The organism is Serratia sp. OS31 (assembly GCF_014164835.1).
GTDB lineage: Bacteria > Pseudomonadota > Gammaproteobacteria > Enterobacterales > Enterobacteriaceae > Serratia > Serratia liquefaciens_A.
The window spans coordinates 172054-195330 of record NZ_JACJFQ010000002.1 but is presented as its reverse complement, the minus strand read 5'-3'; the positions used below and the strand labels follow the sequence as shown (position 1 = coordinate 195330).

General features: G+C 58.0%; 27 protein-coding genes. 13 read left to right on the top strand and 14 right to left on the bottom strand.

The annotated features are described in order from the left end of the window. Nucleotides 1-152 precede the first annotated feature (152 nt). Nucleotides 153-1022: a LysR substrate-binding domain-containing protein gene (locus tag H5P17_RS03245; RefSeq protein WP_044549139.1), complete on the top strand. Its 870-nt coding sequence runs from the start codon at nucleotides 153-155 to the stop codon at nucleotides 1020-1022. Here the strand turns inward: H5P17_RS03245 and sseA are convergent. Continuing rightward, complete coding sequence (sseA, locus tag H5P17_RS03240; RefSeq protein WP_182821377.1) at nucleotides 1019-1864, bottom strand: 3-mercaptopyruvate sulfurtransferase; 846 nt, start codon at nucleotides 1862-1864, stop codon at nucleotides 1019-1021. The genes H5P17_RS03245 and sseA overlap by 4 nt on opposite strands. 103 nt (nucleotides 1865-1967) lie before the next feature. Here sseA and H5P17_RS03235 point away from each other — a divergent pair, with 103 nt between their 5' ends. Continuing rightward, on the top strand, nucleotides 1968-2384 hold the full coding sequence (locus H5P17_RS03235; protein ID WP_182821209.1) for an NUDIX hydrolase: 417 nt from the start codon (nucleotides 1968-1970) through the stop codon (nucleotides 2382-2384). Here H5P17_RS03235 and H5P17_RS03230 read toward each other — a convergent pair. From H5P17_RS03230 to H5P17_RS03210, 5 genes are all read right to left on the bottom strand, one after another. Then, entirely contained in the window at nucleotides 2381-2881 is a 501-nt protein-coding gene (locus H5P17_RS03230; protein WP_182821207.1) for a DUF523 domain-containing protein, read from the bottom strand. The genes H5P17_RS03235 and H5P17_RS03230 overlap by 4 nt on opposite strands. 71 nt (nucleotides 2882-2952) lie before the next feature. Next, a complete protein-coding gene (locus H5P17_RS03225) occupies nucleotides 2953-3627 on the bottom strand; it encodes an epimerase (RefSeq protein WP_182821205.1) in 675 nt (224 codons plus the stop codon). Next, nucleotides 3624-4649: an AraC family transcriptional regulator gene (locus H5P17_RS03220; RefSeq protein WP_182821203.1), complete on the bottom strand. Its 1026-nt coding sequence runs from the start codon at nucleotides 4647-4649 to the stop codon at nucleotides 3624-3626. The genes H5P17_RS03225 and H5P17_RS03220 overlap by 4 nt, the downstream gene beginning before the upstream one ends. Before the next feature lie 8 nt (nucleotides 4650-4657). Beyond that, complete coding sequence (locus tag H5P17_RS03215; protein ID WP_182821201.1) at nucleotides 4658-5542, bottom strand: oxidoreductase; 885 nt, start codon at nucleotides 5540-5542, stop codon at nucleotides 4658-4660. Nucleotides 5543-5625: 83 nt separating this feature from the next. Further along, the gene (locus tag H5P17_RS03210; RefSeq protein WP_044549149.1) at nucleotides 5626-7080 is read right to left on the bottom strand and encodes a PLP-dependent aminotransferase family protein; all 1455 of its coding nucleotides are present in this window, start codon (nucleotides 7078-7080) and stop codon (nucleotides 5626-5628) included. A gap of 179 nt (nucleotides 7081-7259) precedes the next feature. Here H5P17_RS03210 and H5P17_RS03205 point away from each other — a divergent pair, with 179 nt between their 5' ends. From H5P17_RS03205 to H5P17_RS03195, 3 genes are all read left to right on the top strand, one after another. Beyond that, nucleotides 7260-7445: a DUF1127 domain-containing protein gene (locus tag H5P17_RS03205; protein WP_182821199.1), complete on the top strand. Its 186-nt coding sequence runs from the start codon at nucleotides 7260-7262 to the stop codon at nucleotides 7443-7445. Next, entirely contained in the window at nucleotides 7446-8069 is a 624-nt protein-coding gene (locus tag H5P17_RS03200; RefSeq protein WP_044549153.1) for a glutathione S-transferase family protein, read from the top strand. Nucleotides 8070-8307: 238 nt separating this feature from the next. Then, on the top strand, nucleotides 8308-9438 hold the full coding sequence (locus H5P17_RS03195) for a Gfo/Idh/MocA family protein (RefSeq protein ID WP_020825864.1): 1131 nt from the start codon (nucleotides 8308-8310) through the stop codon (nucleotides 9436-9438). A gap of 104 nt (nucleotides 9439-9542) precedes the next feature. Here the strand turns inward: H5P17_RS03195 and H5P17_RS03190 are convergent, their stop codons facing one another. From H5P17_RS03190 to H5P17_RS03180, 3 genes are read right to left on the bottom strand one after another with little or no spacing between them, the layout of a single operon-like run. Next, entirely contained in the window at nucleotides 9543-11414 is a 1872-nt protein-coding gene (locus H5P17_RS03190; protein ID WP_182821197.1) for an amidohydrolase, read from the bottom strand. Nucleotides 11415-11435: 21 nt separating this feature from the next. Then, the gene (locus H5P17_RS03185; protein ID WP_044549157.1) at nucleotides 11436-11981 is read right to left on the bottom strand and encodes an antibiotic biosynthesis monooxygenase; all 546 of its coding nucleotides are present in this window, start codon (nucleotides 11979-11981) and stop codon (nucleotides 11436-11438) included. A gap of 46 nt (nucleotides 11982-12027) precedes the next feature. Next, entirely contained in the window at nucleotides 12028-12672 is a 645-nt protein-coding gene (locus H5P17_RS03180) for a hydrolase (protein WP_020825867.1), read from the bottom strand. Between the two features lie 141 nt (nucleotides 12673-12813). Between H5P17_RS03180 and H5P17_RS03175 the strand changes: the two genes are divergently transcribed. The 8 genes from H5P17_RS03175 (at nucleotide 12814) to H5P17_RS03140 (ending at nucleotide 20064) form a co-directional block, all read left to right on the top strand. Beyond that, nucleotides 12814-13722, top strand: coding sequence for a LysR family transcriptional regulator (locus H5P17_RS03175; protein WP_044549159.1), 909 nt, complete (start codon nucleotides 12814-12816; stop codon nucleotides 13720-13722). A gap of 38 nt (nucleotides 13723-13760) precedes the next feature. Continuing rightward, nucleotides 13761-14147 (top strand): cell envelope integrity TolA C-terminal domain-containing protein, encoded by a 387-nt coding sequence (locus tag H5P17_RS03170; protein WP_044549160.1) that lies wholly within the window; start codon nucleotides 13761-13763, stop codon nucleotides 14145-14147. Nucleotides 14148-14306: 159 nt separating this feature from the next. Beyond that, complete coding sequence (locus H5P17_RS03165; protein WP_044549161.1) at nucleotides 14307-15374, top strand: fatty acid desaturase; 1068 nt, start codon at nucleotides 14307-14309, stop codon at nucleotides 15372-15374. A gap of 29 nt (nucleotides 15375-15403) precedes the next feature. Beyond that, nucleotides 15404-16336 carry an ABC transporter substrate-binding protein gene (locus H5P17_RS03160; protein WP_020825872.1) on the top strand — a complete coding sequence of 311 codons (933 nt, stop codon included), beginning with the start codon at nucleotides 15404-15406 and terminating at the stop codon, nucleotides 16334-16336. A 79-nt stretch (nucleotides 16337-16415) separates the two neighbouring features. After that, entirely contained in the window at nucleotides 16416-17570 is a 1155-nt protein-coding gene (locus H5P17_RS03155; RefSeq protein WP_182821376.1) for an ABC transporter permease, read from the top strand. Beyond that, entirely contained in the window at nucleotides 17567-18502 is a 936-nt protein-coding gene (locus H5P17_RS03150) for an ABC transporter ATP-binding protein (protein WP_044549163.1), read from the top strand. Before H5P17_RS03155 ends, H5P17_RS03150 begins: the two co-directional genes overlap by 4 nt. Continuing rightward, entirely contained in the window at nucleotides 18499-19275 is a 777-nt protein-coding gene (locus H5P17_RS03145; RefSeq protein ID WP_044549165.1) for an ABC transporter permease, read from the top strand. The genes H5P17_RS03150 and H5P17_RS03145 overlap by 4 nt, the downstream gene beginning before the upstream one ends. Nucleotides 19276-19284: 9 nt before the next feature. After that, nucleotides 19285-20064 (top strand): phosphate/phosphite/phosphonate ABC transporter substrate-binding protein, encoded by a 780-nt coding sequence (locus H5P17_RS03140; protein ID WP_255477852.1) that lies wholly within the window; start codon nucleotides 19285-19287, stop codon nucleotides 20062-20064. A 19-nt stretch (nucleotides 20065-20083) separates the two neighbouring features. Here H5P17_RS03140 and H5P17_RS03135 read toward each other — a convergent pair whose 3' ends face one another. The 5 genes from H5P17_RS03135 to H5P17_RS03115 all read right to left on the bottom strand — a co-directional run bounded on the left by H5P17_RS03135 (nucleotide 20084) and on the right by H5P17_RS03115 (nucleotide 23231). Further along, a complete protein-coding gene (locus H5P17_RS03135) occupies nucleotides 20084-20461 on the bottom strand; it encodes a transcriptional regulator (protein ID WP_182821195.1) in 378 nt (125 codons plus the stop codon). 25 nt (nucleotides 20462-20486) lie between these two features. After that, nucleotides 20487-20825, bottom strand: a complete 339-nt coding sequence (locus tag H5P17_RS03130; protein WP_255477851.1) for a hypothetical protein — start codon at nucleotides 20823-20825, stop codon at nucleotides 20487-20489. Between the two features lie 300 nt (nucleotides 20826-21125). Continuing rightward, complete coding sequence (locus tag H5P17_RS03125; protein ID WP_162838007.1) at nucleotides 21126-21302, bottom strand: hypothetical protein; 177 nt, start codon at nucleotides 21300-21302, stop codon at nucleotides 21126-21128. Nucleotides 21303-21495: 193 nt separating this feature from the next. Next, on the bottom strand, nucleotides 21496-22410 hold the full coding sequence (yedA, locus tag H5P17_RS03120) for a drug/metabolite exporter YedA (RefSeq protein ID WP_182821193.1): 915 nt from the start codon (nucleotides 22408-22410) through the stop codon (nucleotides 21496-21498). Nucleotides 22411-22577: 167 nt separating this feature from the next. After that, nucleotides 22578-23231 (bottom strand): metalloregulator ArsR/SmtB family transcription factor, encoded by a 654-nt coding sequence (locus H5P17_RS03115; RefSeq protein ID WP_182821192.1) that lies wholly within the window; start codon nucleotides 23229-23231, stop codon nucleotides 22578-22580. Nucleotides 23232-23277: the final 46 nt, after the last annotated feature.

Below are 23277 nucleotides of genomic sequence, written 5' to 3'. Positions count from 1 at the left end.
CTGAATGGCTGCCCGTCGTCACCGGTGGGCAGCGAGAAGAGTATTCCCGAACGCCTTGCTGAAAGCGGTTGACCCGCGATGCCTGACGCGCCATCTTTATCCATAAATCGGTATTATTTTGCTTAATGGTTCTTAAAAACGGGACGGTCAGCATGGGGCGTGTCACCTTTGATCTGGAAGATCTGCGCAGTTACGTTACCGGTATTGAGTTGGGCAGTTTCGCTAAAGCGGCGGAGCGGCTGGGGCGTTCAACCTCGGCGGTCAGCGCACACCTGAAAAAGCTGGAGCAACAGGTTGGCACCCCCATTTTGCGCAAGGTCGGGCGCAACATGGTGATGACCGAAGCCGGCGAGACATTGTTGGGCTATGCCCGCCGGCTGCTGGAGCTGAACGAGGAGGCTGCCGCGGCGGTGCGCGGGCTGGATTTGCATGGCAGAGTGCGATTGGGGTTACAGGAAGACTTCGGGGAAACCTTTTTGCCGCAGGTGTTGGGCAGTTTCACTCGCGCGCATCCGCGTGTGCGCATCGAAGCGCGGATCGCCCGCAATGCCGAGCTGATCGACTGGGTATTGAAAGGGGAGCTGGATTTGTCACTGGCGTGGGACGGGGGCATCAGCACGCCATTTCACCAGGCGCTGGGGCAAAGGCAAATGCACTGGATCGCCTCGCCTGATTTTGATCTGTCGCTCTGGCGCAGTGGGCATGAACCGTTGCCGCTGGTGATGTTCGACGCCCCTTGCCTGATGCGCAGCGCGGCGACGCAGGCATTGGATCGCGCCGGGATTGCGTGGCGTGTCGCCTTTACCAGTCGTAGCCTGAATGGCGTATGGGCCGCCGTCAGCGCCGGGCTGGGCGTCACGGTACGCACCGATGCCGGGCTGCCGTCGGGATTATCCCTTTTGCCGCCCGGCATGTTACCGGCGTTGAGCCCGCTTGGCGTGGTGTTGCATCGCGCACAAGAAACCCCGGCGGCGGCCATTCAGCGGTTGGCGCAAATCGTGGCCGACAGAATCAAAGACTAGTCCTGCTCGATCGGCTGATTGCCGCTCAGTGCGCCCCATTCGGTCCAGGCGCCGTCGTACAGTTTCACCTGGTCTGCACCAAGTGACAGCAGGCCAAACGCCAGAACGGCTGCGGTTACCCCGGAGCCACAGCTGGTGATGATTGGCCCGTTGAGATCGACGCCCTTGTCGCTGAACGTTTTCTTGAGGGCTTCCAGCGATTTGAAACGGCCGTTTTCCAGCAGTTCGCCGTAAGGAATATTGATGCTGCCGGGAATATGGCCACGGTGCAGGCCGGGGCGCGGCTCTGGGGCTTCAGCGTAAAAACGCGGCGCGGCGCGTGCGTCGAGGATCTGCACCTGCGTGTTCAGCGCCTGTTCCACCTGCTGCATAGTGACCACCGCGTCTGCATTGAAGCGGGCGTTGAAGGTTTGCGATGGGCGTTGCGTCGCGCCGGTTTCCAGCGGTTGTCCCAGGGCAGTCCAGCCGTTGAGGCCTTCCTCCAGCACATAAACCTGCTGTGCGCCAAAGTTACGGAAGGTCCACCAGCCGCGCGGGGCGGAGAACTGATTGCCCTCGTCATAGAACACAATGGTCTGCCGGTCGCTGATACCTAACTTGCCTGCCGCCGTGCTGAAGGCTTCCGCCGTGGGCAGCATATGCGGCAGATCGGTGTTTTTATCCGCGACGTCATCGATATCGAAGTACACCGCGCCCGGGATATGACCGCGTTCAAATTCGGCAAGCATATCTTTTTTCGGTACCAGGCCGACCGGAGACATTCTGACATCGACCACAACCAGATTTTCATCGTTGATATGTTGTGCAAGCCATTGGGGAGTAACCAGAAACGGAGAGTTCATCGTCATTGTTCGCCTGTGGTGAAAACGGGTTTTCACTATACACCAGCGCGCACTCCGATGAGGTAAGATGTTAGCTCAATGGCGAAAACGGGAGCCTGACGCGATGACGGATAAGCATTTTGGCGGTGCGAAAATTGCGTTGTTGTACGGCGACAGCGTGCTGACCTATCAGCGAGACGACAAGCCCGACATTCCCTGGCCTGGCTGTTGGGATCTGCCCGGTGGCGGGCGCGAAAACGGCGAAACGCCACTGCAATGTGTGCAGCGGGAAACCCTGGAAGAGTTCGGCCTGCGGATTGCCGCGGGGCAGATCCGTCACCAGCAGCGCTACGAGGGGATTTTCGCCGGCTATCCACCGACCTGGTTTATGCTGGGCGAAATCACCCCACGACAGATTGCCGCCATCCGCTTTGGCGATGAAGGGCAGCGCTGGCAGATGATGGCTCTCGACCGCTTTATCCACCACCCGCAGGGGATCTCGCATCTTCAACGGCGGCTGGCGGAGCACCTGCAGCGTTAGGGGCGTTCCTCGGCCTCCACCCGGGCGATCAGCGCCTCCAACTGACGGTCGGAATAGACCTCAATGCCATTCTGACGCAGCAGCTCGGCGGTGACGCCGCTGCCGGGTTTGGTCTGGCCGCTGAAAGAACCGTCGTAGATAAATTGGCTACCGCAGGACGGGCTGCCGTCGGTGAGCAGGGCAAAGCGGCAGCCGTGGCGCCGTGCGGTTTCCAGGGCCAGATGGGCGCCAAGCAGGTAACTGTCGGTGACGTCACCGCCGCTGATCTCCATCACCCGAGCCCGTTGCGCGAGCACCGTGGCCCCTTCGGCGGCCGGCGTGATTTCTGCTGAGGGACGTGGCGTGGAGAAACCGGCGGCCAGTTCCGGGCAGCAAACCACCAAACGGCCTTCGCGCTGCCAGCGCAGCAGGGTGGGATGGGGCAACGGTTTATCGGAACCGTTATAGCGAACTTTAAAACCGGCCAGGCAGGCGCTGAATAAAATTTTTGACGGCATGGGTCTGTCTCTGTCGCAGTAGCGAAAGCGTGGCACAGGCGGCCCACGCGCGCGGCTTTAACATAACAGAATCAGCCCGCCGAGGGCAGGGCCAAACGGTTAATCTCCACCGGTTCAAGAATGCGCAAGTCTGTCTCACGCCGTGCCACGGCCAACATTGCCAGTCCGATACGTTCGGTGGTGGTGACCTGATTGGGGAACAGCCGTTGGGCACCAAACCACAGCGGTTTAAAAAGCCGGTACAGCAGGTCATAAAGCCGGGTTCGGGAGCGGATGCCGTGCTGCGGCACGATAACGCCGGGGCGGAACATCACCGCATGGAACGGCAGCGCCAACAAGGCATTTTCGGTAGCGCCCTTGACCCGCGCCCACATGCTGCGGCCTTGCTCGCTGCTGTCGGTGCCGACGCCGGAGACGTAAATAAAGACCATGTTCGGGTTTAACCGAGCCAGGGGGCGGCCTGCGGCCAGCGTCAGATCGTAAGTCAGGGCACGGTAGCGTGCTTCGCTCATGCCGGCGGAAGATACGCCAAGGCAGAAGAAGCAGGCGTCGTAACCGCTGAGCTGAGTCTCCACGGCGGACAAATCACTCAGATCGGACAACGTCAGTTGGCGGAGCCTGGCATCGCTTTGCGTCAGTTCACTGCGGCCGATGCTCAGCACTTCCGTCACCTGCGGATCGAGCAGACATTCGCGCAGTGCGCCTTGCCCCACCATGCCGCTGGCGCCGAATATTATCACTTTCATAACCTGTTCTCCTGACGCCCGGCCATGCGTTGATGACGCCAGCGGTTCGGCGTTTGGGATTCCCATTGCATAAAGGCACGGCTAAACGAATTCAGTTCTTCGAACCCCAGCACGAAGGCAATTTCACCGGGTTCCAGATCGGTGTCCGACAGCAGATGGCAGGCCGTACGGTGGCGGGTTTTATCCAACAGTTGCTGATAGCTATAGCCGTGCTGTTGCAGACGACGCTGCAGGGTGCGTGGGCTGAGGTACAGCTCGGCAGCCACGCTGTTCACGCTGGGCCGTTGTCCGCGCATGCTACGGGTGAGGATCGCCATCACCTGCGCGGGCAAACTGTCGTCCTGCTCGACCTTGGCCAACTCGGCTTCCAGCCCGGGCAGCAGCACGGCCAGCATGTCCTGGTTATAGGTGATAAAGGGCTGCTGCATCAGCGCACGGTCAAACACCAGCACGTCCAACGGGGCATCGAAGCGGATCGGACAGCTAAAATGGCGCAGCAACGGTGAGACCGGATCGTGGTGCCGCGTCAGTTCAATCGCCCTCGGTTGAATTGCCATGCCGGTGCCACGACGGCACAGGGTGGTGATGGACGCAAACATGGCGTCCACCAACAGCTCAGGGGCATGACCTTGGGCCATGGTCCAGCGGGTGTGCAATCGCACGGCCTCGCCGTCCTCCGTCAGCGTCAGTTCTTCGGGACACACCAGCCGCTTGTAGCGGGCGACTTTTTGTAAGGCTTCCCCCAGCGTCGCCGAATGCAGCGCCGCGACCGAAGCGATATCGTAATGCTCCGGTGCGACGTCGCTGCCGAGGCGAAGACCAAAGGCCGTATCGTCGGTCAGGCGCGGCAGCGCCTGCCAGATATCAAAGAACTGCCTGGTGGAAAGCTTGACCTTTTCGCGCCCGTGGCTGAGCAGCCCGCTGGGGAGGCCGGCCAGTTGACCAAGCTTTTCAACATCCACTCCCAGCGCCTTGAGACGGATGGCTAATGCACTGGAGACCGGGATTTGATCGCTGCTCATGGTGTTCCTTATGATTTGCCGGCCACCAACGCCGCCATGGTTTCGTGATCCGGTTGGCTATCGTCCCGGTCGGTGCTCAGGCTGAGGTAGCGGAATTTGGCATCTGCCGCTTCACGTTCGACCTGCACCTGTCCGGCGATAAACACCGCATCACTGCCGAGCAACAGGCGCAGCGGGGGTTCATCCAGCTCTGCGAGCTGCAAGATAACCTGCGCGGCCTTGGCCGGGTCGCCGGGTTGATGGCCATTATGCTGTTGCAAGTAGTCTAGCATGGGCCCAAGCGTTGCCTGATAAGCGGCGCTGACAGGGGCGATGGTCATTGATGAACCGGCCCAGTCGGTGCGGAAACCGCCGGGTTCAACCAGGGTCACTTTTACGCCGAAGGGCGCAATTTCTTTTGCCAGCGATTCGGAGAAACCTTCGACTGCCCACTTGGCCGTGTGGTAAGCGCTCAGGCCCGGCACGCCAAGGCGTGCGCCTATGGTGGAGATCTGAATGATATGGCCGCTGCCCTGTTGACGCAGCACCGGTAGCGCCGCGCGGGTGACGTTAAAAACGCCATAGAAATTGGTGTCGACCTGGGCGCGGAAATCGGCTTCATCGGCATCTTCCACCGGCGCGATGTTGCCATAACCGGCATTGTTGACCACCACGTCCAGGCGGCCGAAGCTGTCTAATGCAGCCTGCACCGCGCCTTTGGCAGCGCTGGCGTCGGTGACGTCCAGCGCCACGGTGACCACTTGTTCACCGTACTGTTCCACCAGCGGCTGCAACTGCTGCGGTTGGCGTGCGGTAGCAACCAGACGGTGCCCGGCGGCCAGAACCGCCTGCGCCAACTGCAGGCCCAAACCGCGTGAACTGCCGGTAATTAACCATACCTGAGACTGAGACATAACCACCTTCCTGTACCTGCTTGTTGAGGAGGTTCTACTTTAGGAGGTTAGTCTGTGCGCGGATAATCCGATTGCGACAGAGTTTAATCCGATCGCGCCAATGTGTTTTCACGCTCCGTCGAAGGTACCGGCATTAGCATTTGGATAGTCGCGCCGACCCGTAGCACCGCCTGTTCGATCTCTGACGTCAGTTTGGGCGCGTAGTTGATGCGCAGGCAGTTGCGGTATTTGCCGGAGGCGGAAAAGATGCTGCCGACGGCGATTTGCACGCCCTGTTGCTCCAAATGGCGATTCAATCGCAGGGTATCAAACTCTTCATCCAGCTCAATCCACAGCATAAAGCCGCCGCGCGGCTGGCTGACGCGGGTGCCGGGCGGGAAATACTTCATAATCCACCCGGTCATCACGTCCCGGTTTTGCTGGTAGCGGAGACGCATGCGCCGCAGGTGTTGCAGATAGTGGCCGTGACGGATGAATTCGGCAATCGCCAGCTGTGGCTGGGTGGCGGTAGAACCGGTGCCGATGTATTTCATGTGCAGCACGCGTTCCAGATAGCGACCAGGGGCAATCCAACCGATACGCAGCCCGGGAGCCAGCGTTTTGGAAAAAGAGCTGCACAGTAGCACCCGGCCGTCATCGTCGAAGGATTTGATGGTGCGAGGCCTTGGGTATTGGTAGGCGATATCACCGTATACGTCGTCTTCGATGATCGTCACATCGTAGCGCTGCGCCAGCATCAGCAAACGCCGTTTACGCTCCTCCGGCATAATGTAACCCAAGGGGTTGTTGCAGTTGGGCGTCAACAGAATGGTTTTCACCGGCCACTGCTCCAGCGCCAGTTCCAGCGCCTCCAGGCTGATACCGGTCAGCGGATCGGTAGGGATTTCCAGCGCCTTCATACCCAGCCCTTTCAGCGTCTGCATGGTGCCGTGGAAGCAGGGTGAATCCACCGCCACGATATCCCCCGGCTGACACACGGCGCGCAGGCCGGTAAAAAGCGCTTCGTGGCAGCCGGTGGTGATCACCAACTGGTCGGCGCTAATCTGGCAACCGGAGTCCAGCAGTAGCCGGGCGATTTGTTCACGCAAGCTGATAACGCCTTGAATGCTGTCATAGAGCAGGCTGCGCAGATCGCCGTGACGGCCCATGGTGCCCAGCGCTTTGGTCAACGGCTTCAGCGTAGGTTCGCTGATATCCGGCATGCCACGGCCGAGCTGGATCACGTCTTCGCTCGGCTTATTACGGATCAGTTCCAGTACCTGCTCCCACTGCGAAATATCTACCGGCCGCTGCACCGGGCGGGTGACGGCGGGAAGCTCGGCCAGAGTGCGTCGCCTTTGTACGAAATAGCCGGATTTGGGGCGTGCTTCCACCAGCTGGCTCTCTTCCAGCAGGCGATAGGCCTGTTGCACCGTGCTGATGCTGACGCCGTGTTCCAGGCTTAGCGTGCGGACCGACGGCAGACGATCGCCGGCCGGATAGAGACCCTGTTCGATGCGTTGGCTGAGGATCGCGGCCAGCGTGGCGTAGCGTGTCATACAGATACCCAAGGCGAGAGTGGTTAAGGAAAATACCGGTACAGATGAGAATAAATTAGACCATTCAGACAGGCAGAGACAGCTTTTGTATGGAAAAAATATCACCGCCGTGAATCTGTATTGTTTTTCGCCCGCACAGCATCATTGCCCCCGAGGCTGAATAGAAGGAGGAGCCGCTGATGAGCGTTTCTGTCGAAAGCAAACCGGTACAACGCCGGGCGATATTTCCACTCTGGCGACTGTACCTGCAACGTTACCGCACCCGTAGGTGTTTGTTGCAGTTGGACGAAGCTCAACTGGCGGGTATTGGCCTGTCACGCGCACAGGCAATGAAAGAAGGGCGCAAGCCTTTTTGGAGGGCGTAGATGTTGAAATTGCTGGGTAAGGCCTCGTCGATCAATGTGCGCAAGGTACTGTGGACCAGTCACGAGCTGGCGTTGCCGCTGACCAGAGAAGACTGGGGCAGTGGTTTTCGCTCCACACAAACCGCGGAGTTTTTAGCCCTCAACCCCAACGGCCTGGTGCCGGTGTTGATTGACGGCGAACGGGTGCTGTGGGAATCCAACACTATTTGCCGTTATCTGGCGGGCCGGGAAGGGCGTCAGGATCTGCTACCGACAGAACCGGGCGCGCGGGCCGAGGTGGAAATCTGGATGGACTGGCAGGCTACCGAACTCAATAACGCCTGGCGCTATGTTTTTATGTCGCGAGTTCGCCAGGATGCCGCTTATCAGGACTCGCAGCGGCTGGCGGCGGCGGAACGGGAGTGGAACAGGTTAATGGGCATGCTCGAACAGCATTTGGCGCAGGGGAAAACTTATATTGCTGGCGCGACCTTTAGCCTGGCAGACGTGGTGATTGGGGTGTCGCTGAATCGTTGGTTGATGACTCCCTTTGTACGTCCGGATTACCCAAGGTTGCAGGAGTATTGGCAACGGCTGAAACAGCGGCCGGGCTTCTTGCTGTACGGTGCCAACGGTTTGCCGTGATATGAAATAAAATATTCATTTTGGCTTGGTATCTCTGAGCAGAAGCCGCAGCGTACCTTTGAGGCTGCCTCGTTACATTCCCGTCTGCAAGGTTTCATGAACGGCATCACGGATATGAGTTTTATTTTCCTCTTTGCTTGTTATTGAAATTTATATTTCATATAACCGTACCGCAGATGGCGCGTTTCATTGAGTGGCGCGCTGACCAGATTACGGATACGGGCAACGGGAGAGGGTGATGAAACAGGTACGCGTTGGTTTAATTGGCACCGGCTACATTGGGCGCTGCCATGCTATTGCTTATGCGCAGGCTGCCACGGTATTTCCACTGAAGGGTGAACTGGTGTTGGAAATGCTGGCGGAAGTGACGCCGGAGCTTGCGCAGCAGCGCGCTGCGGAATTTGGTTTCTCTCGTTCGACCGCCGACTGGCGCCAGTTGGTGGCGGATCCGGCTATTGACGTGGTGGATATCTGTGCGCCAAATTTCCTGCATAAAGAGATGGCGCTGGAAGCGATTCGCCACGGCAAACACGTTTATTCGGAAAAGCCGCTGGCGTTGGACGCCAAAGACGCCGCTGAAATGGTGCAGGCCGCTCGCGCCAAGGGGGTTAAAACGCTGGTGGGTTTCAACTATATGAAGAACCCGACCAGCCAGCTGGCGCGCGAAATTATCGCCAATGGCGAGATTGGCGAAGTGGTGCATTTTTACGGCACGCACAATGAAGATTATCTCGCCGATCCGCGAACGCCTATCGACTGGCACTGCCGCAAGGCCACTGCCGGGTTAGGCGCGTTGGGCGATTTGGCGGCGCATATCGTTAACATGGCGCATTACCTGGTGGGTGATATCGTGGCGGTCTCCGGCGATATGCAGACCATCATCAAACAGCGCCCGGACGCGAAAGACCCTACGCTGATGCACCAGGTGGAAAATGAGGATCAGGCCAGCGCGCTGGTGCGTTTTGCCGGTGGCGCCATGGGCACCATCGAGACTTCACGCATTGCCTGCGGGCGCAAGATGGGGCTGACCTACGTGGTTACCGGAACCAAGGGCACGTTGAGTTACACCCAGGAGCGAATGGCGGAGCTGAAGCTGTATCGTCACGATGAGCCGGCGGAGCGTCAGGGGTTTAAAACGCTGCTGGTAGGACCTAAGCATCCGGATTACGCCGCCTTCTGTATTAGCGCAGGGCACGGCATCGGTTTTAACGATCAGAAAACGGTGGAGATCCGCGACCTGGTTAACGGCATTGCCGCCGGTGATCGTATGTGGCCGGACTTTGAGGAGGGCTGGAAAGTCTCTTGCGTTCTGGATGCGATAGCCGCTTCCGCCGAACAGCGGCGTTGGTTGGAAATCAACCGCGACTGATCCCAGGGACTCTGATGCTCGCAAGCTGCGAGCATCAGAAGTTAATGGGTCAATAAGTTAATTTGTTACTAGCTTAATAAGTTGCCAGGCTGGTAGCTTGGTGATTAAAAGGCAAAGCAAGAACAACCGAATGCGCCCCAAAAGGCATGGTCTTCTGAAACAGGAATGCTGGAACGGCGGGCGACGTCATGTTGATGCGCGTGCACGCCACAAGGGCCGCAACACTGGTGCGCCTGGCTCAGCACCCCGACTCGGGTCGCGGCTGAAGGGGGAGCAGAGCGATAATGCCCCGGCACCTGCGTTACCGGCGACCAGTCCGGCAGCACCGGGATTGCCGGCGGCGCCAGCGGTGAGAAACTGCCGGCGGCGTAAACCACCTTGCCGTCCACCACCGTCATCACCGATTCAATCCCCTTGATCTGCTCCTCGGGGATGCTGAAATAATCCTGCGACAGCACGGCCAAATCGGCCAACTGACCGACCTTAATCTGCCCTTTCTTACCCTGTTCGGTTGAGAACCAGGCGCTGCCCTGGGTCCACAGCATCAGTGCCGTTTCGCGATCCAAGCGCGCACTGTCGTCGTACATCGCCATACCGCCAACGGTACGGCCGGACACCAGCCAATACAGCGCCGTCCACGGGTTATAACTGGCCACGCGGGTGGCGTCGGTGCCTAACCCAACCGGCAGTTCGGCCGCCAGCATTTTCGCGACCGGAGGCGTCTGTCCGGTGGCTTCTTTGCCGTAGCGTTCGGCAAAATACTCCCCCTGAAACGCCATTCGGTGCTGCACGGCAATGCCACCGCCCAGGGCTTTCACCCGTTCGATATTGCGTTCGGAGATGGTTTCCGCGTGGTCGAAGATCCAGTGCAGGCCGTTGAAGGGAATATCGCGGTTCACCTTTTCGAACACGTTCAGCATGCGGCTGATGGACTCGTCGTAGGTGGCATGCAGACGGAATGGCCAGCGGTGCTCGACCAGATGACGTACCACGCGCTCGAGCTCGTCCTCCGTCCCTTCCGGCAGATCCGGACGCGGCTGGAGGAAATCCTCGAAGTCGGCGGCGGAGAATACCAACATCTCGCCGGCACCGTTATGACGGTAAAAATCGGTACCCTGGCTCGGTTTCAGCATGTCGGTCCACAGTTGGAAATCTTCCAGCTCCTGCTTCGGTCGCTGGGTGAACAGGTTATAGGCGATACGCAGAGTCAGCTGTTTCTTCTCGTGCAGCTCGGAAATCACCTGATAGTCATCGGGATAATTCTGGAAGCCGCCGCCGGCGTCGATGGCGCTGGTCAGGCCAAGGCGATTGAGCTCGCGCATAAACTGGCGGGTGGAATTGACCTGTTGCTCAAGCGGCAGCTTGGGCCCTTTGGCCAGCGTGGCATACAGGATCATGGCATTGGGCTTGGCAATCAGCATTCCGGTTGGGTTGCCGTTGCCATCGCGCTGGATCTCGCCCCCCGGCGGGTTTGGCGTATCTTTGGTGTAGCCCACCACTTTCAGCGCCGCTCGGTTGAGTAAAGCGCGATCGTACAGGTGCAGAATAAACACCGGGGTATCCGGCGCCGCCTGATTGATTTCGTCCAGCGTCGGCATCCGCCGCTCTGCGAACTGGAATTCGGTCCAGCCGCCGACCACCCGCACCCATTGTGGACTGGGGGTGCGCAGCGCCTGCTCTTTCAGCATGCGCAGCGCGTCGGCCAACGACGGCACGCCTTCCCAACGCAGCTCAAGATTGTAGTTCAGACCGCCGCGTATCAGGTGCAGGTGCGAGTCGTTAAGGCCGGGGACGGCGGTGTGACCGTGCAGGTCAATCACCTGGGTTTCAGGCCCTGCGTGCTGCATAACGTCGTTTTCACTGCCGACGGCGAGGAATTTACCGTCGCGGATAGCGACCGCCTGAGCGGTTGGCGCCTCGCGATCGACAGTGTGAAATTTACCGTTGGTGATAATCAGGGAAGCGGTGTTAGTCATAACGTTCTCCAGGCAGGCCGCCTAACGGCGGGTGAGCCATTGATGAAATAGACGAGTCACTATTGGCATCCAGAGGTAAACCACCAGGGCGACTACGGTGGCGTCATTGAGAAAATGGCCGGCCAGCGTGCCGTTCAACGGTGGCCACAGTTTGCCCCAGACCCAAGGCACCAAGTTGGTGGATGGGAAAATCACCAGCAGGGTGATCAAAAACTGTTTCCACTGGGCGGGTTGGCGGGTATTGGCGCTCGGCGGCGTGAACCAGAATTCTGCACCGGGCCGAATTTCAATGCTGTCGCTCTCCAGCAGCAGCGGTGAAACCTCCTCGACGTAGCGTTTGCGCAGCGGTGAGTTAACCCACTGGGACAGATTGTCGAGGTTGTCAAAACGGACCAGTACGGTGTAGGCCTGTTCGTTGCCGCTGGGGCGGATCACGTTAACGCCCAGATGCCCGGTAAAGTTGGCGGCTTCGGGCATAATGCGTTTCAGCCAGGCCTCATAGGCCGCTTCCTGCCCAGGCGCCAAACGATGAGTGATGACTAACGTGACATGCTGCGGATGGGCCATAGCACCGACTCCAGAAAAACCCCGGCGATAAGGCCGGGGTTAAGGTTTATTTTGCCACTCGTGCCGGAGCGTGATGCACCATGGTGTAAGCGTAGTCAACGCCCATGCCGTAAGCACCGCTGTGTTCGCGTACCAGTTCCATAACCGCGTCGTAAGTCTCTTTACGTGCCCAGTCGCGTTGATACTCCAACAGCACCTGCTGCCAGGTGACCGGGATGGCGCCGGCCTGCACCATGCGGTCGATAGAACGCTCATGCGCATCCACAGAGGTGCCGCCGGAAGTGTCGGTGACCACGTAAACTTCATAGCCTGCCTCGAGCGCCATCAGCGCCGGAAAAGTCAGACACACTTCGGTCCACAGCGCGGAAATCACCAGTTTTTTGCGACCGGTAGCTTCAACGGCTTTTACGAAGGCCGCATCTTCCCAGGAGTTCATTGAAGTGCGTTCAATCGGGGTGATTTCAGGGTGAACCGCCAGCAGTTCTGGCCAGATATAGCCGCTGAAGCTTTCGGTTTCAACCGAGGTGAAAAGGGTGGGCACATTGAAAATCTTGCCGGCTTTCGCCAGACCGACCACGTTGTTTTTCAGCTGCTGGCGATCAATATTGGCCACGCCAAAAGACATTTGCGGTTGGTGGTCAATAAAAATTAGCGCAGAGTTGTCTTTGTCAAGTAATTGAAATTTAGACATGATTTACCTTCCCAGTAGGACTTCGGTTTAACAACGGGTGAATGTAACGCCGATAAACCGCATGGTAGGCAGGGGCTGATTTCAAAGATAGCGCAGAATTTTTGCCGTCTTGTTGAGTTTTTTTATACACGGAGGGGAGCGATGAGATTAAACCTGGAAGCATTACTGATTTTGGATGCGCTTGACCGGCACGGATCCTTTGCGGCCGCGGCCGCCGTGCTGTTTAAAACGCCGTCTGCGCTGAGCTACATGGTGCAAAAACTGGAGAACGATCTCGATATTACCCTGCTGGACCGCTCCGGGCATCGGGCGAAATTTACCGATACCGGCAAGCTGATGCTGGAAAAGGGCCGGGTGCTGTTGCGCGCGGCGCAGGATTTGGAGCAGCAGGCACGCTATGTGGAAAATGGCTGGGAAAGCGAAATTACGCTTGGCATCGATGCTTCATTTCCCTTTGAACGTCTGTTGCCGCTGATTGAAGAGTTTTATCAGCAGAATCACCATACCCGGCTGCGCTTTAGTCATGAGGTGCTGGCGGGATCCTGGGAGTCGCTGGTTTACGGCTGTGCGGATATTATTGTTGGTGCGATTTGTGAACCCCCGTCGCGGGTAGGCTATGCTTTTAGTCAGTTGGGGCGGCTGGACTACGTGTTCGCCGTCGCGTCGCAACACCCCCTGGCGATGATGACTGAACCCTTGCCGAAGGCGGAGATCCGCCAGCATCGAGCCGTGGTGGTGCGCGATACCTCAAGGGTGAATGCACCGCAGAACCTGAATATCCTTGAGGAGCAGGACACCTTGACGGTATTCGGCTTTGACGCCAAGTTGCGGGCGCAACTCAGCGGTCTAGGCTGTGGTTATTTGCCGCGCTATCTGGCCGAACCTTACCTGAAAAGTGGGGAACTGGTAGCGAAAAATGTTGAATCGGAGCGCTGCAGCGATGTCGCCTATTTTGGCTGGCGTGAGAATAACGCCGGCCTGGCGTCCAAATGGTGGCGTGAACGCTTGCAGCAGTGTGCCGATGCCGGGAGCCTGTACCCGGCATCTTGATGCCCCGCCTTTGTGCGGTACGACAAGGATGCAGAACGATGAGAACAGGGATGTGGTTATGGGGAGCGCTGCTGCCGTTGCTGGCTGGCTGCAATACGGACGCGCATAGCGCCGCGGTGGCAGAACCGAAGAGTCAGGTGGTTGCCGGCTCGTCGGCACCGCTTGAACACGGCACGTATCCGGAAAGAATGCGTCGTGCCATTACGCAAGAAATGCCGACGCCCGGCAAATATAAGTCTCAAACTTGCTCAATCAGCATTCATCTGTTGCCGGACGGTTCATTGAAGGATTTCAAGGTGCTGGAGGGCGATGCAGAGTTATGCGCAGCGGCGAGCCAGGCAGTACAGCGGGCCAAACTGCCGAAAATATCCAGTCAGACCGAATACGCCTTATTCAACAGCTCGGTGCTGGATTTTGTGCCCTGACGTCGGTGACTGACCGCATTGAATGAGCTCGCGAGTGTGCTGGGCATCAAAAGTACGGCATAAATAGCTGATTTTTAACTTTGCTTTACCGCTTTCGTTATTTTGAGCGCCTGCGCTGCTCGCAGATACTGAGGAAAATGACCCACAGCGAGCCGCCGCATGTCCTCAGCCAAAAGCCACAGCCACTATTTACATTCTGCACAACGCCTTTGGATCCAACAGCTTAACCAGCGCTGGTATTGGCGATGCGAGTTACCAACCTGGGGCATCATGGCGGCGGTGTACGGCGGCTGGTTTGGCGTGGTGCACTACTGGCAGTCGCTGGGGCCGTGGCTGGGGGGGCCGCTGCTGATTTTGCTGGCCACCTGGTATATGTCGTTGCAGCATGAGCTGATCCACGGCCATCCGACGCGTTGGCCTCGTATCAATCAACTCTTTGGCCTGCTGCCGCTGGCGGTGTGGTATCCCTATGGCCTGTATCGAGATTCGCACATTCAGCACCACCGCAATGAGCATTTAACCGACCCGCATGAAGATCCGGAAAGTTATTACTTCAGCCTGGCGCAGTGGCAGCGCTTTCCCAGACTGTTTCCGCTGTTGGCCAAAGTGCGCAATACGCTGTTCGGGCGGATTGTATTCGGTCCGGCGCTGGATATCGTCGCGACGGGGGTTAATGCGCTGAAAGCGATTGCCGCCGGTGAACTGCGCACGTTGGTGATGTGGTTGGTGCATCTGCTGCTGCTGGCGGCAGTGCTGGTTTGGCTGAAGCAACATGGCATTGGGGCGGCGTTTTACCTGTTGGCGATCGGCTATCCAGCGCTGGCGCTGACCAAGGTAAGATCGTTTTTTGAGCACCGCGCCGTTGAAGCTCCTCAGGCACGTTCTATTATTAATGAGGCGGCTTGGCCGTGGCGGCTGCTGTTTCTCAATCTGAACTATCATTTAGTTCACCATGATCTCCCCGGCTTGCCGTGGTACGGTTTAAGGCAGGTGTATCTGGCGGAGCGCAGTGCCTACCAGCAGCGCAGCCAGGGATTTGTGGTTCAGGGCTATGGCCAATGGGTCAGCGAATACGCCTTTACCCCGGTCGCCGTTGAGATTCATCCGTTTAACGCCGGCGAGCCGCTAAAGGAAGTTCAGGGCGAAACCGAAGCCTGGCCGGCGGAGACTTTTATCGTGCGATGGAAACGCGCGTCTCAGGATTTTCCAATCGATCTGGCCAAATAGCCGGAAAATACACAACAAGAGGAAAAAGTATGGCAATCACCCCATTACGTGGTCGCGTTTTCGCTTTGGCACTGGGTTTACTTGCTGCGAGCATCGGCGTGGCGCAGGCGGCCGATACGGTGCGCGTGGGCTCAAAAATCGATACCGAAGGCTCGCTGCTGGGCAACATTATCGTGCAGGTGCTGGAGTCCAACGGCATCAAAACCACCAACAAATTACAGCTCGGTACCACCAAGGTACTGCGCGGGGCGATCACCTCCGGCGAGATTGACATTTACCCGGAATACACCGGCAACGGCGCATTTTTCTTCTCCGATGAAAAAGACCCGGCGTGGAAGAACGCCCAGGCCGGTTTTGAGAAGGTCAAAAAACTCGATTACGACAAGAACAAGATTGTCTGGCTGGATGCTTCGCCGGCCAACAATACCTGGACTATCGCCATCCGTCAGGACGTGGCGGACGCCAACCACCTGAAGACGCTGGCCGATCTGGGTAAATGGATCAACGGCGGCGGCAAGTTCAAACTGGCGGCTTCGGCGGAATTTATCGAACGCCCGGACGCGCTGCCGGCATTCCAGAATGCCTATGGCTTTAAGCTGAACCAGGATCAGCTGCTGTCGCTGGCCGGAGGGGACACGGCGGTGACCATCAAAGCGGCGGCGGAGCAAACCTCCGGCGTGAACGCGGCCATGGCTTACGGCACCGATGGCCCAGTGGCGGCACTGGGGCTGCAAACGCTGGAAGACCCAAAAGGGGTGCAGCCGATTTACGCACCGGCACCGATCATTCGTGAGGCCGCGCTGAAACAGCACGCCAATATCGCCGAACTGTTGAAGCCGGTCTTTGCAACGCTGGACGGTCCGACGCTGCAAAAACTCAATGCGCAGATCGCGGTGGAAGGTCAGGATGCCAAACAGGTTGCGGCCGCTTATCTGAAAGAAAAAGGATTGGTTAAGGGATAGCGCTGATGTTCCCTCTCTCTCAATGGGGGAGAGGGAGAACAGGGCCCATTGACTATGGAGCCGGAGAGTTTCTTTGATTATTGCCGTAAAAAACCGCGTATTACTGACGCTGCTTGTTCTGTTGCTGCTGGCCGCATTTGGCCTGCCGTTCCTCAGTTATGCCCCCAATCGCCTGCTGTCGGGCAAGAGCATTTCCCTGATTTCCCTGCTGCACGGCCCGGCGCTGTGGCTATTGGCCCCTCTGTTAGTGCTGGCAGTGCTCAGCCTGTTGGCACCGCTCAGGCGCAATGCGTTTTTGACCACGCTGGCGGCGTCGGCGTTGCTGGCGCTGATCTTCTGGTTGAGCGGTCATGCTGCCCAGCAGCTGGCGCAGGAAGGCTCCAAACTGGCGCGTACCTCCTGGGGCAGCGGTTGCTGGCTGATGCTGGCGCTGAGTCTGCTGATGGCTGCGGATGCCATCACCCGCATTACGTCTTCGCATTTATGGCGCATGCTCGGCAACCTGCTGGTAATAGTGCCTGCGCTGGCGCTGCTGTTCGGTCATCAGTTGGATCAGCTTTCGCTGCTGAAAGAGTATTACAACCGGCAAGACGTGTTTGATGCCGCGCTGCTGCAGCACCTGACTATTTTGTTGGCGACGATGGTCCCGGCGCTGCTGATCGGCGTGCCGCTCGGGGTGCTGTGTTTTCGTTCATCCCACTTGCAAACCCCGATCTTCTCCACGCTGAACATTATCCAGACCGTGCCGTCAATTGCCCTGTTCGGCCTGTTGATCGCGCCGTTGGCCGGACTGGCGAAGGCGGTGCCCTGGCTGGCGGAACACGGCGTCAGCGGTATTGGCATGGCGCCGGCGATAGTCGCCCTGGTGTTGTACGCCCTGTTGCCGCTGGTGCGCAGCGTGGTGGCCGGGTTACAGAGCGTGCCCGCCAGCGTGATCGAATCTGCCAGCGGTATGGGGCTGACGCGCGGCCAGATTTTCTTTCGCGTCCAGCTGCCGTTGGCCTTGCCGCTGTTTCTGACCGGCGTGCGCATTCTGGCGGTGCAGACCGTCGGCATGGCGGTGGTGGCCGCGTTGATCGGTGCCGGAGGTTTTGGCGCCATCGTCTTCCAGGGCCTGCTGAGCAGCGCGCTGGATCTGGTGCTGCTGGGCGTGATCCCGGTGATCGTGATGGCGGTAATCGTCGATTCGCTGTTTAAATTCATGGTTTCAATTTTGGAAGTGTCACGCCGATGATTCAGTTTAATCAGGTCAGCAAGATTTTTCAGGGCAAGCCGGCGGTGGACGATCTGACGCTGCAGATTGCCAAGGGTGAATTTGCCGTACTGATCGGTACCTCTGGCTCCGGTAAATCCACCACATTAAAAATGATCAACCGGCTGATCGAGCACGATCAGGGCAAAATTTACTTTGCCGATGAAGAGATCCAAAAATTCAAACCGCAGGATCTGCGGCGCCGTATGGGCTATGCCATTCAGTCGATAGGCCTGTTTCCGCACTGGACGGTGGAGGAGAACATCGCCACCGTACCGCAATTGCTGAAATGGCCGCGGGCGCGTATTCGCGATCGGGTGACCGAACTGCTGGAGCTGCTGCACCTGGAGCCGGAACTGTTCCGACACCGTTATCCGCACCAGCTTTCCGGTGGGCAACAGCAACGGGTGGGGGTGGCGCGCGCGTTGGCAGCCGATCCGGAAGTCTTGTTGATGGACGAACCCTTTGGCGCTCTCGATCCGGTAACGCGCACTGCGTTACAGACGGAGATTGCGCGTATTCATCATCTCTCCGGGCGCACCATCGTGCTGGTGACGCATGACATTGACGAAGCGCTGGCATTGGCCGATCGCATCGTGTTGCTCGACCAGGGCCGCATTGTGCAGCAGGGTACGCCGCTGGAGTTGTTGACCGCGCCGGCCAACGATTTTGTACGCGATTTCTTTGGCCGAAGCGATCGCGGCATCAAACTGCTGTCTTTAGGCACGGTAGCGGAACGGGTGCGTCCTGGCCATGCGGAGGGCGAGCCGATCGCCGCCGCCATGAACCTGCGTGAGGCGTTGTCGGTGTTTGTGGCGCGCGGCAGCGACTGCCTGCCAGTGGTGGGGGAGCAAGGAGAGGCACTCGGCGTGCTGCATTTCAACGACCTGATCGCTCAAAAGGCGCTGTCATGAGTGCGCCTAAAGCCCTGCGTTGGCTGCGCGATCCGCTGCCCTGGACCTTTGCCCTGCTGCTGGCGCTGGTGTTTGGCATGAATCATTTGCAGGGGGTGTTTGCCGCCTGGTTCCCTGAGCTGGAACGGCCGGTGTATCAGCAAGACAGTTTTATCTCGCTGGCGTGGGCGCATCTGTTGCTGGTCGCGGTCTCCAGTCTGATCGCCGTGGTGATTGGCGTAGCGGCCGGGATCGGCGTGACGCGCCCTGCCGGCAAGGCGTTCCGTTCGCTGGTGGAAACCGTGGTGGCGGTCGGCCAGACTTTTCCGCCCGTGGCGGTGCTGGCGGTGGCGGTACCCGTGATGGGCTTTAGCGAACAGCCGGCGATCATCGCACTGGTCCTGTACGGTTTGCTGCCGATCTTGCAGGGCACGCTGACGGGCATTGAATCGGTACCCAGCGCTACCCGTGAGGTTGCGCAGGGGGTAGGAATGAGCGCCAGGCAAATTCTGTGGCGCGTCGAACTGCCGCTGGCGGCGCCGGTGATTGTTGCCGGTATTCGGACCTCGGTGATCATCAATATCGGCACCGCGGCGATCGCTTCCACCGTCGGTACCAAAACGCTCGGTTCGCCGATTATCATTGGCCTGAGCGGTTTTAATACCGCCTATGTGATCCAGGGGGCGGTGGTGGTGGCGCTGCTGGCCATCATCATCGATATGCTGTTTGAGCGCTGGGTGCGCCATCTCACCGCCTGGCGTCAGCAGACGCAGGTGGCTTCTTCTGCGGGGTAAGGGAATAGGATGCAAGTATCTTTACCGATGTACGGCGTCACTCATCAGCCGGCCGAATCTTTCTGGCGAGTCCTGCGCGGCAAATTGCTGCAGTTGGGATTGCCGCTAGCCCCTGAACAGCTCGTCTGGCCGCACGACCTGGCTCAGCACTGGCTACAGGATAATTTATTGCTCAGCCAAACCTGCGGCTATCCGCTGGTCAGCAGCCTGCCGCAGGTGCAGTTGATCGGGACTTATCACTACCGCGTCGAGGGTTGTGAAGGCGCCGATTACAGCAGTTGGTTGGTGGTGCGCGACGACGACCCAGGCGAGCGGCTGGCCGATTTTCGCGGCCGGACTGCGGCTTACAACAGCACCGACTCTCAGTCAGGGCATAACAGCTTGCGTGCGCTGATTGCGCCCTTGGCGCAGAACGGCAGATTCTTCAGCGCTGCCGTCGCCTCCGGAGCGCATTATCAGTCGCTCAGGTTAATCCAAAACCGACAGGCCGACATTGCCGCCGTCGATTGTGTCAGCCTGGAACTGTTGAAACGGGCGCAGCCAGAGGCGTTGGCCGGGCTGAAAATTATTGGGCGAACAGCCAGCGTTCCGGGGCTGCCCTTGATTACCTCGTCCCAGACCCCACCGGAACAGTTGGAAATACTGCGTGCCGGGGCGAAGGCGATGCTGGGCGAAGCGGTAAGCGATAACCTACTGATCGGCGATTTCAGCCTGGTGCCGCGTTCGGCATACCAAATAATCACCGAGCTGGAGCAGCAGGCCGCCGCCCATGGGGTGACGGCGCTGTAAGCTTATGACTAGAGCTTGTTCAGGCGGCGCTAAAGCGGGCGTTCAATTTTTGGTCAACAATGATCTCGAAGTCAGTAAATAAGGCTTTGGGTTTGACCGTTCGGCCGCTTTTTTCCAGCGATACCAGACCGTGGCCGCTGAGCGTTTTCAGCGTGGCCGAGAGATTGCTTATTTGACGACCGGAGAGTTCCGCCAATCGGCTCATGGTTTCCGGTTTTTCCGTATCTATCATCCGCAGCAAGGCAATATTTTCATTGCTGAGCACCTGGGCCAAAGCAATCATTGAGGTGAACCAGACCTGCGGTTCACGCTCTTGCGGCTGGTATTCACCTTTTGCAATTGCCAGTATCCGTTTGCGGATCAACTCTTCAGGCATTACGCCAATCAGTGCTTTCATCTTCAACCTCGGTTTTCTCTCTTGCTTATGACTTCATCGATTTTAGTGAAGAAATCTTCCACCAACTGAAAAGCGGAATGAAACTCATAGGGCGAGCCTTTATCCGTGGGCGTCTGATGTTGGTGGTCGTAAAGTATTCGGCCTGAAAATCGCCCTTAGGGACTTTAATGGCATGGGCAATGTCGATGCCAAACACTCGGGTGTTGTATTTATCATGCAGCGTCATGTTGTAGCGTATGCCATGGGGAATAAAAGCCGTTTTGGTTACCTTCCATGCTTCTATTTTCCACCAGTAGCCATCTTCACGGTTTACTCGGGTGCCATGAAGGCTAAGGATGTACTCCAGTCCATTGCTTGCATCCATTTTCAGTACTCCAGAAAGTTATGACCTAACCATAACTCTTGGGTGTTTTAGGGTCAACGCTATTTCATCAGGAAGTTTGGCAGAGCGAATAGAAAAAACTTTGTCCGCAGAATGGAGTTGAAAACAGAGGCAATTTGTTGATGTTCATAGCGATTATTACGGCGATGGCACGCAAAAAAATCGTAACAACAGATGGCGAAAGAAGAGAAGGGGGAACAGCTGCTGAAATGGAGAAATAACGCGGTTTCCGCGCGACTGCAGCGCTTTTTTACAACAACGCTGCCAGCGCGGGATGACGCATCACTTGGCCTGAATGCTCTCTGCCGGAGTGGCAGTGGCGGCGGCTTCGTGTGACGTGGCGGTCTCTTCTAGCGGCGTGGTGGAGCGGGTGTACATATTCAGCCCGGCAAGGAATACGCCGCCGAGTGAACCAAAGGCACACAGAAAGATAACGATAATGAACGATTTTTTCAGCATGGAGATGATTTCGCAGGTTGCCAGGAACAACGGGAATTATAGACGCTTCGTAATATGAAACAAGAATCGTTTTAATACCCGTCGTCTTTCAAGCTGCAGCGTTTAAATCTGCTTCCGGTGGATTTGTCACTCCAGTCATTGTAGGGGGCGAATACATTCGCCCCGATTAATTCGGGCGCAGCATGCAGCGCCCCTACCTTTCCCTGCTTACGCGACTGACCGGGCGAGCAAAAAGGAACTTGCCCAGCGTCACCAGCACTACCGCCGCAACGATAATCACCAGCGCCGCCCATTCACGCGGTGCCAGCGATTCGCCGGCAAAACCGATACCGAGCAGCACGGCCACCACCGGGTTGACATAGGCATAACTGGTGGCTACCGCCGGACGCACGTTTTTCAGCAAAAACATATAGGCGCTAATGGCCAACATCGAGCCGAAGATAATCAGGTATCCCAGCGCGAAGAAGCCTTTGGCGCTGGGCATCTGCGTCAGGCGTTCGCCGCTGAGCTGGCTGACAACCAGCAGCACCACGCCGGCGACCAGCATTTCCGCCGCGCCCGCCATCGGCCCGGCCGGTAGCGAAATACGCGATCCCAGCACCGAGCCAAAGGCCCAACTGGCGGAAGCCAGCAGGATCAGCAACGCGCCGGTAGGATTGCCAACCAGGTTATTGCCGGTATTGAGCAATACGATCCCCACCAGGCCCAATGCGATACCTGCCCACTCCAGCTTGGTATTGCGCATGCCCCAAAACAGGCTGAAGCACAGCGTGAACAGCGGTACCGTAGCGACCATTACGGCGGCAATGCCGGAAGGCACATGCTGGTGTTCCGCCACGGTCACCAGACCGTTACCCACCGCGAGTAACAAGATACCGATAGTGCCGGCGGCCAGCCACTGTTTGGGGGTAGGCAACGCATGGCCGCGCAGCGCCAAAAAGCTGAACAGGACAATGCCGGCGACCAAAAAACGGATCCCGGCCATCATCAGCGGTGGCCAGCTCTCCACGCCCAGACGAATAACGAAGTAGGTCGAACCCCAGACAATATATAACGTGAACAGCGCCCCGATTAACGGCAGGACGTTACGGCTACTTTGGCTCAGCATGGCTTTTTATTCTGTAGGGAAGGTTATTATTAGAGGCCTCAGTAAACCCGATTGCACCGAAGATTAGCAACGCTTTTCACCATTTTTTTAATGGCAAGGTCGGCTGGCGAACCGATGAGAATCAAGAGCGAACGCCAGCCTGCAGATAGCTTCGAGCCGAGTGTCGGTTACAGCAACGAGATGCGATAGGCACAGCGGCGTGCGCCGGCCAGAATATGTTCGGAACGTTCAACCTGCGCCTGGAGCACCTCGGTAAAAATGCTCAGTTCCGCACGGCAGAACCCCTGACAAACGGTGGCGGCGGCGCAGATAGGGCAGTGGTTTTCCACCAGCAGAAAGGAACCGTCTTCCTGCATGCGGCATTCAGCCATATAGCCTTCGCGGCAGCGGATGGCCGTCAGGCGCTGAACCCGCTCCTGCAAATCGTTGGCACCGATCATCGCCTGTTTGTAATTAATCCGCGTTTCTTGCTCGCGGGTGTCGATCAATAACTCAATCGCCTGTTCGCCCAGCTTGTCGCGTACGGTACGCAGCAACTGTACCGTCAATTCTGAATGGGTATCCGGAAAGCGCGCATTGCCGGCGGCGGTCAGGTGCCAGAGCTGCACCGGTCGGCCGACGCCGCGGGTTTCCGCCACGGCTTCAACCAGCCCGTCTTTGGCCAGTTTGACGAACTGCTGGCGAGCAGCCTCACCTGTGGTGCCAAGAACCTTTCCTGCATCAGACGCTTGTTGTGGGCCGCGGGTTTTTAATAGTGTCAGCAAACGGTCACTGACCGATTGTGCGGGACTACCGCCATTTTCCAAGTTTATTCTTGACATATTTCTCCGCCTCGCCCTACCATTATTCCAAGTTAACTCTTGTTAA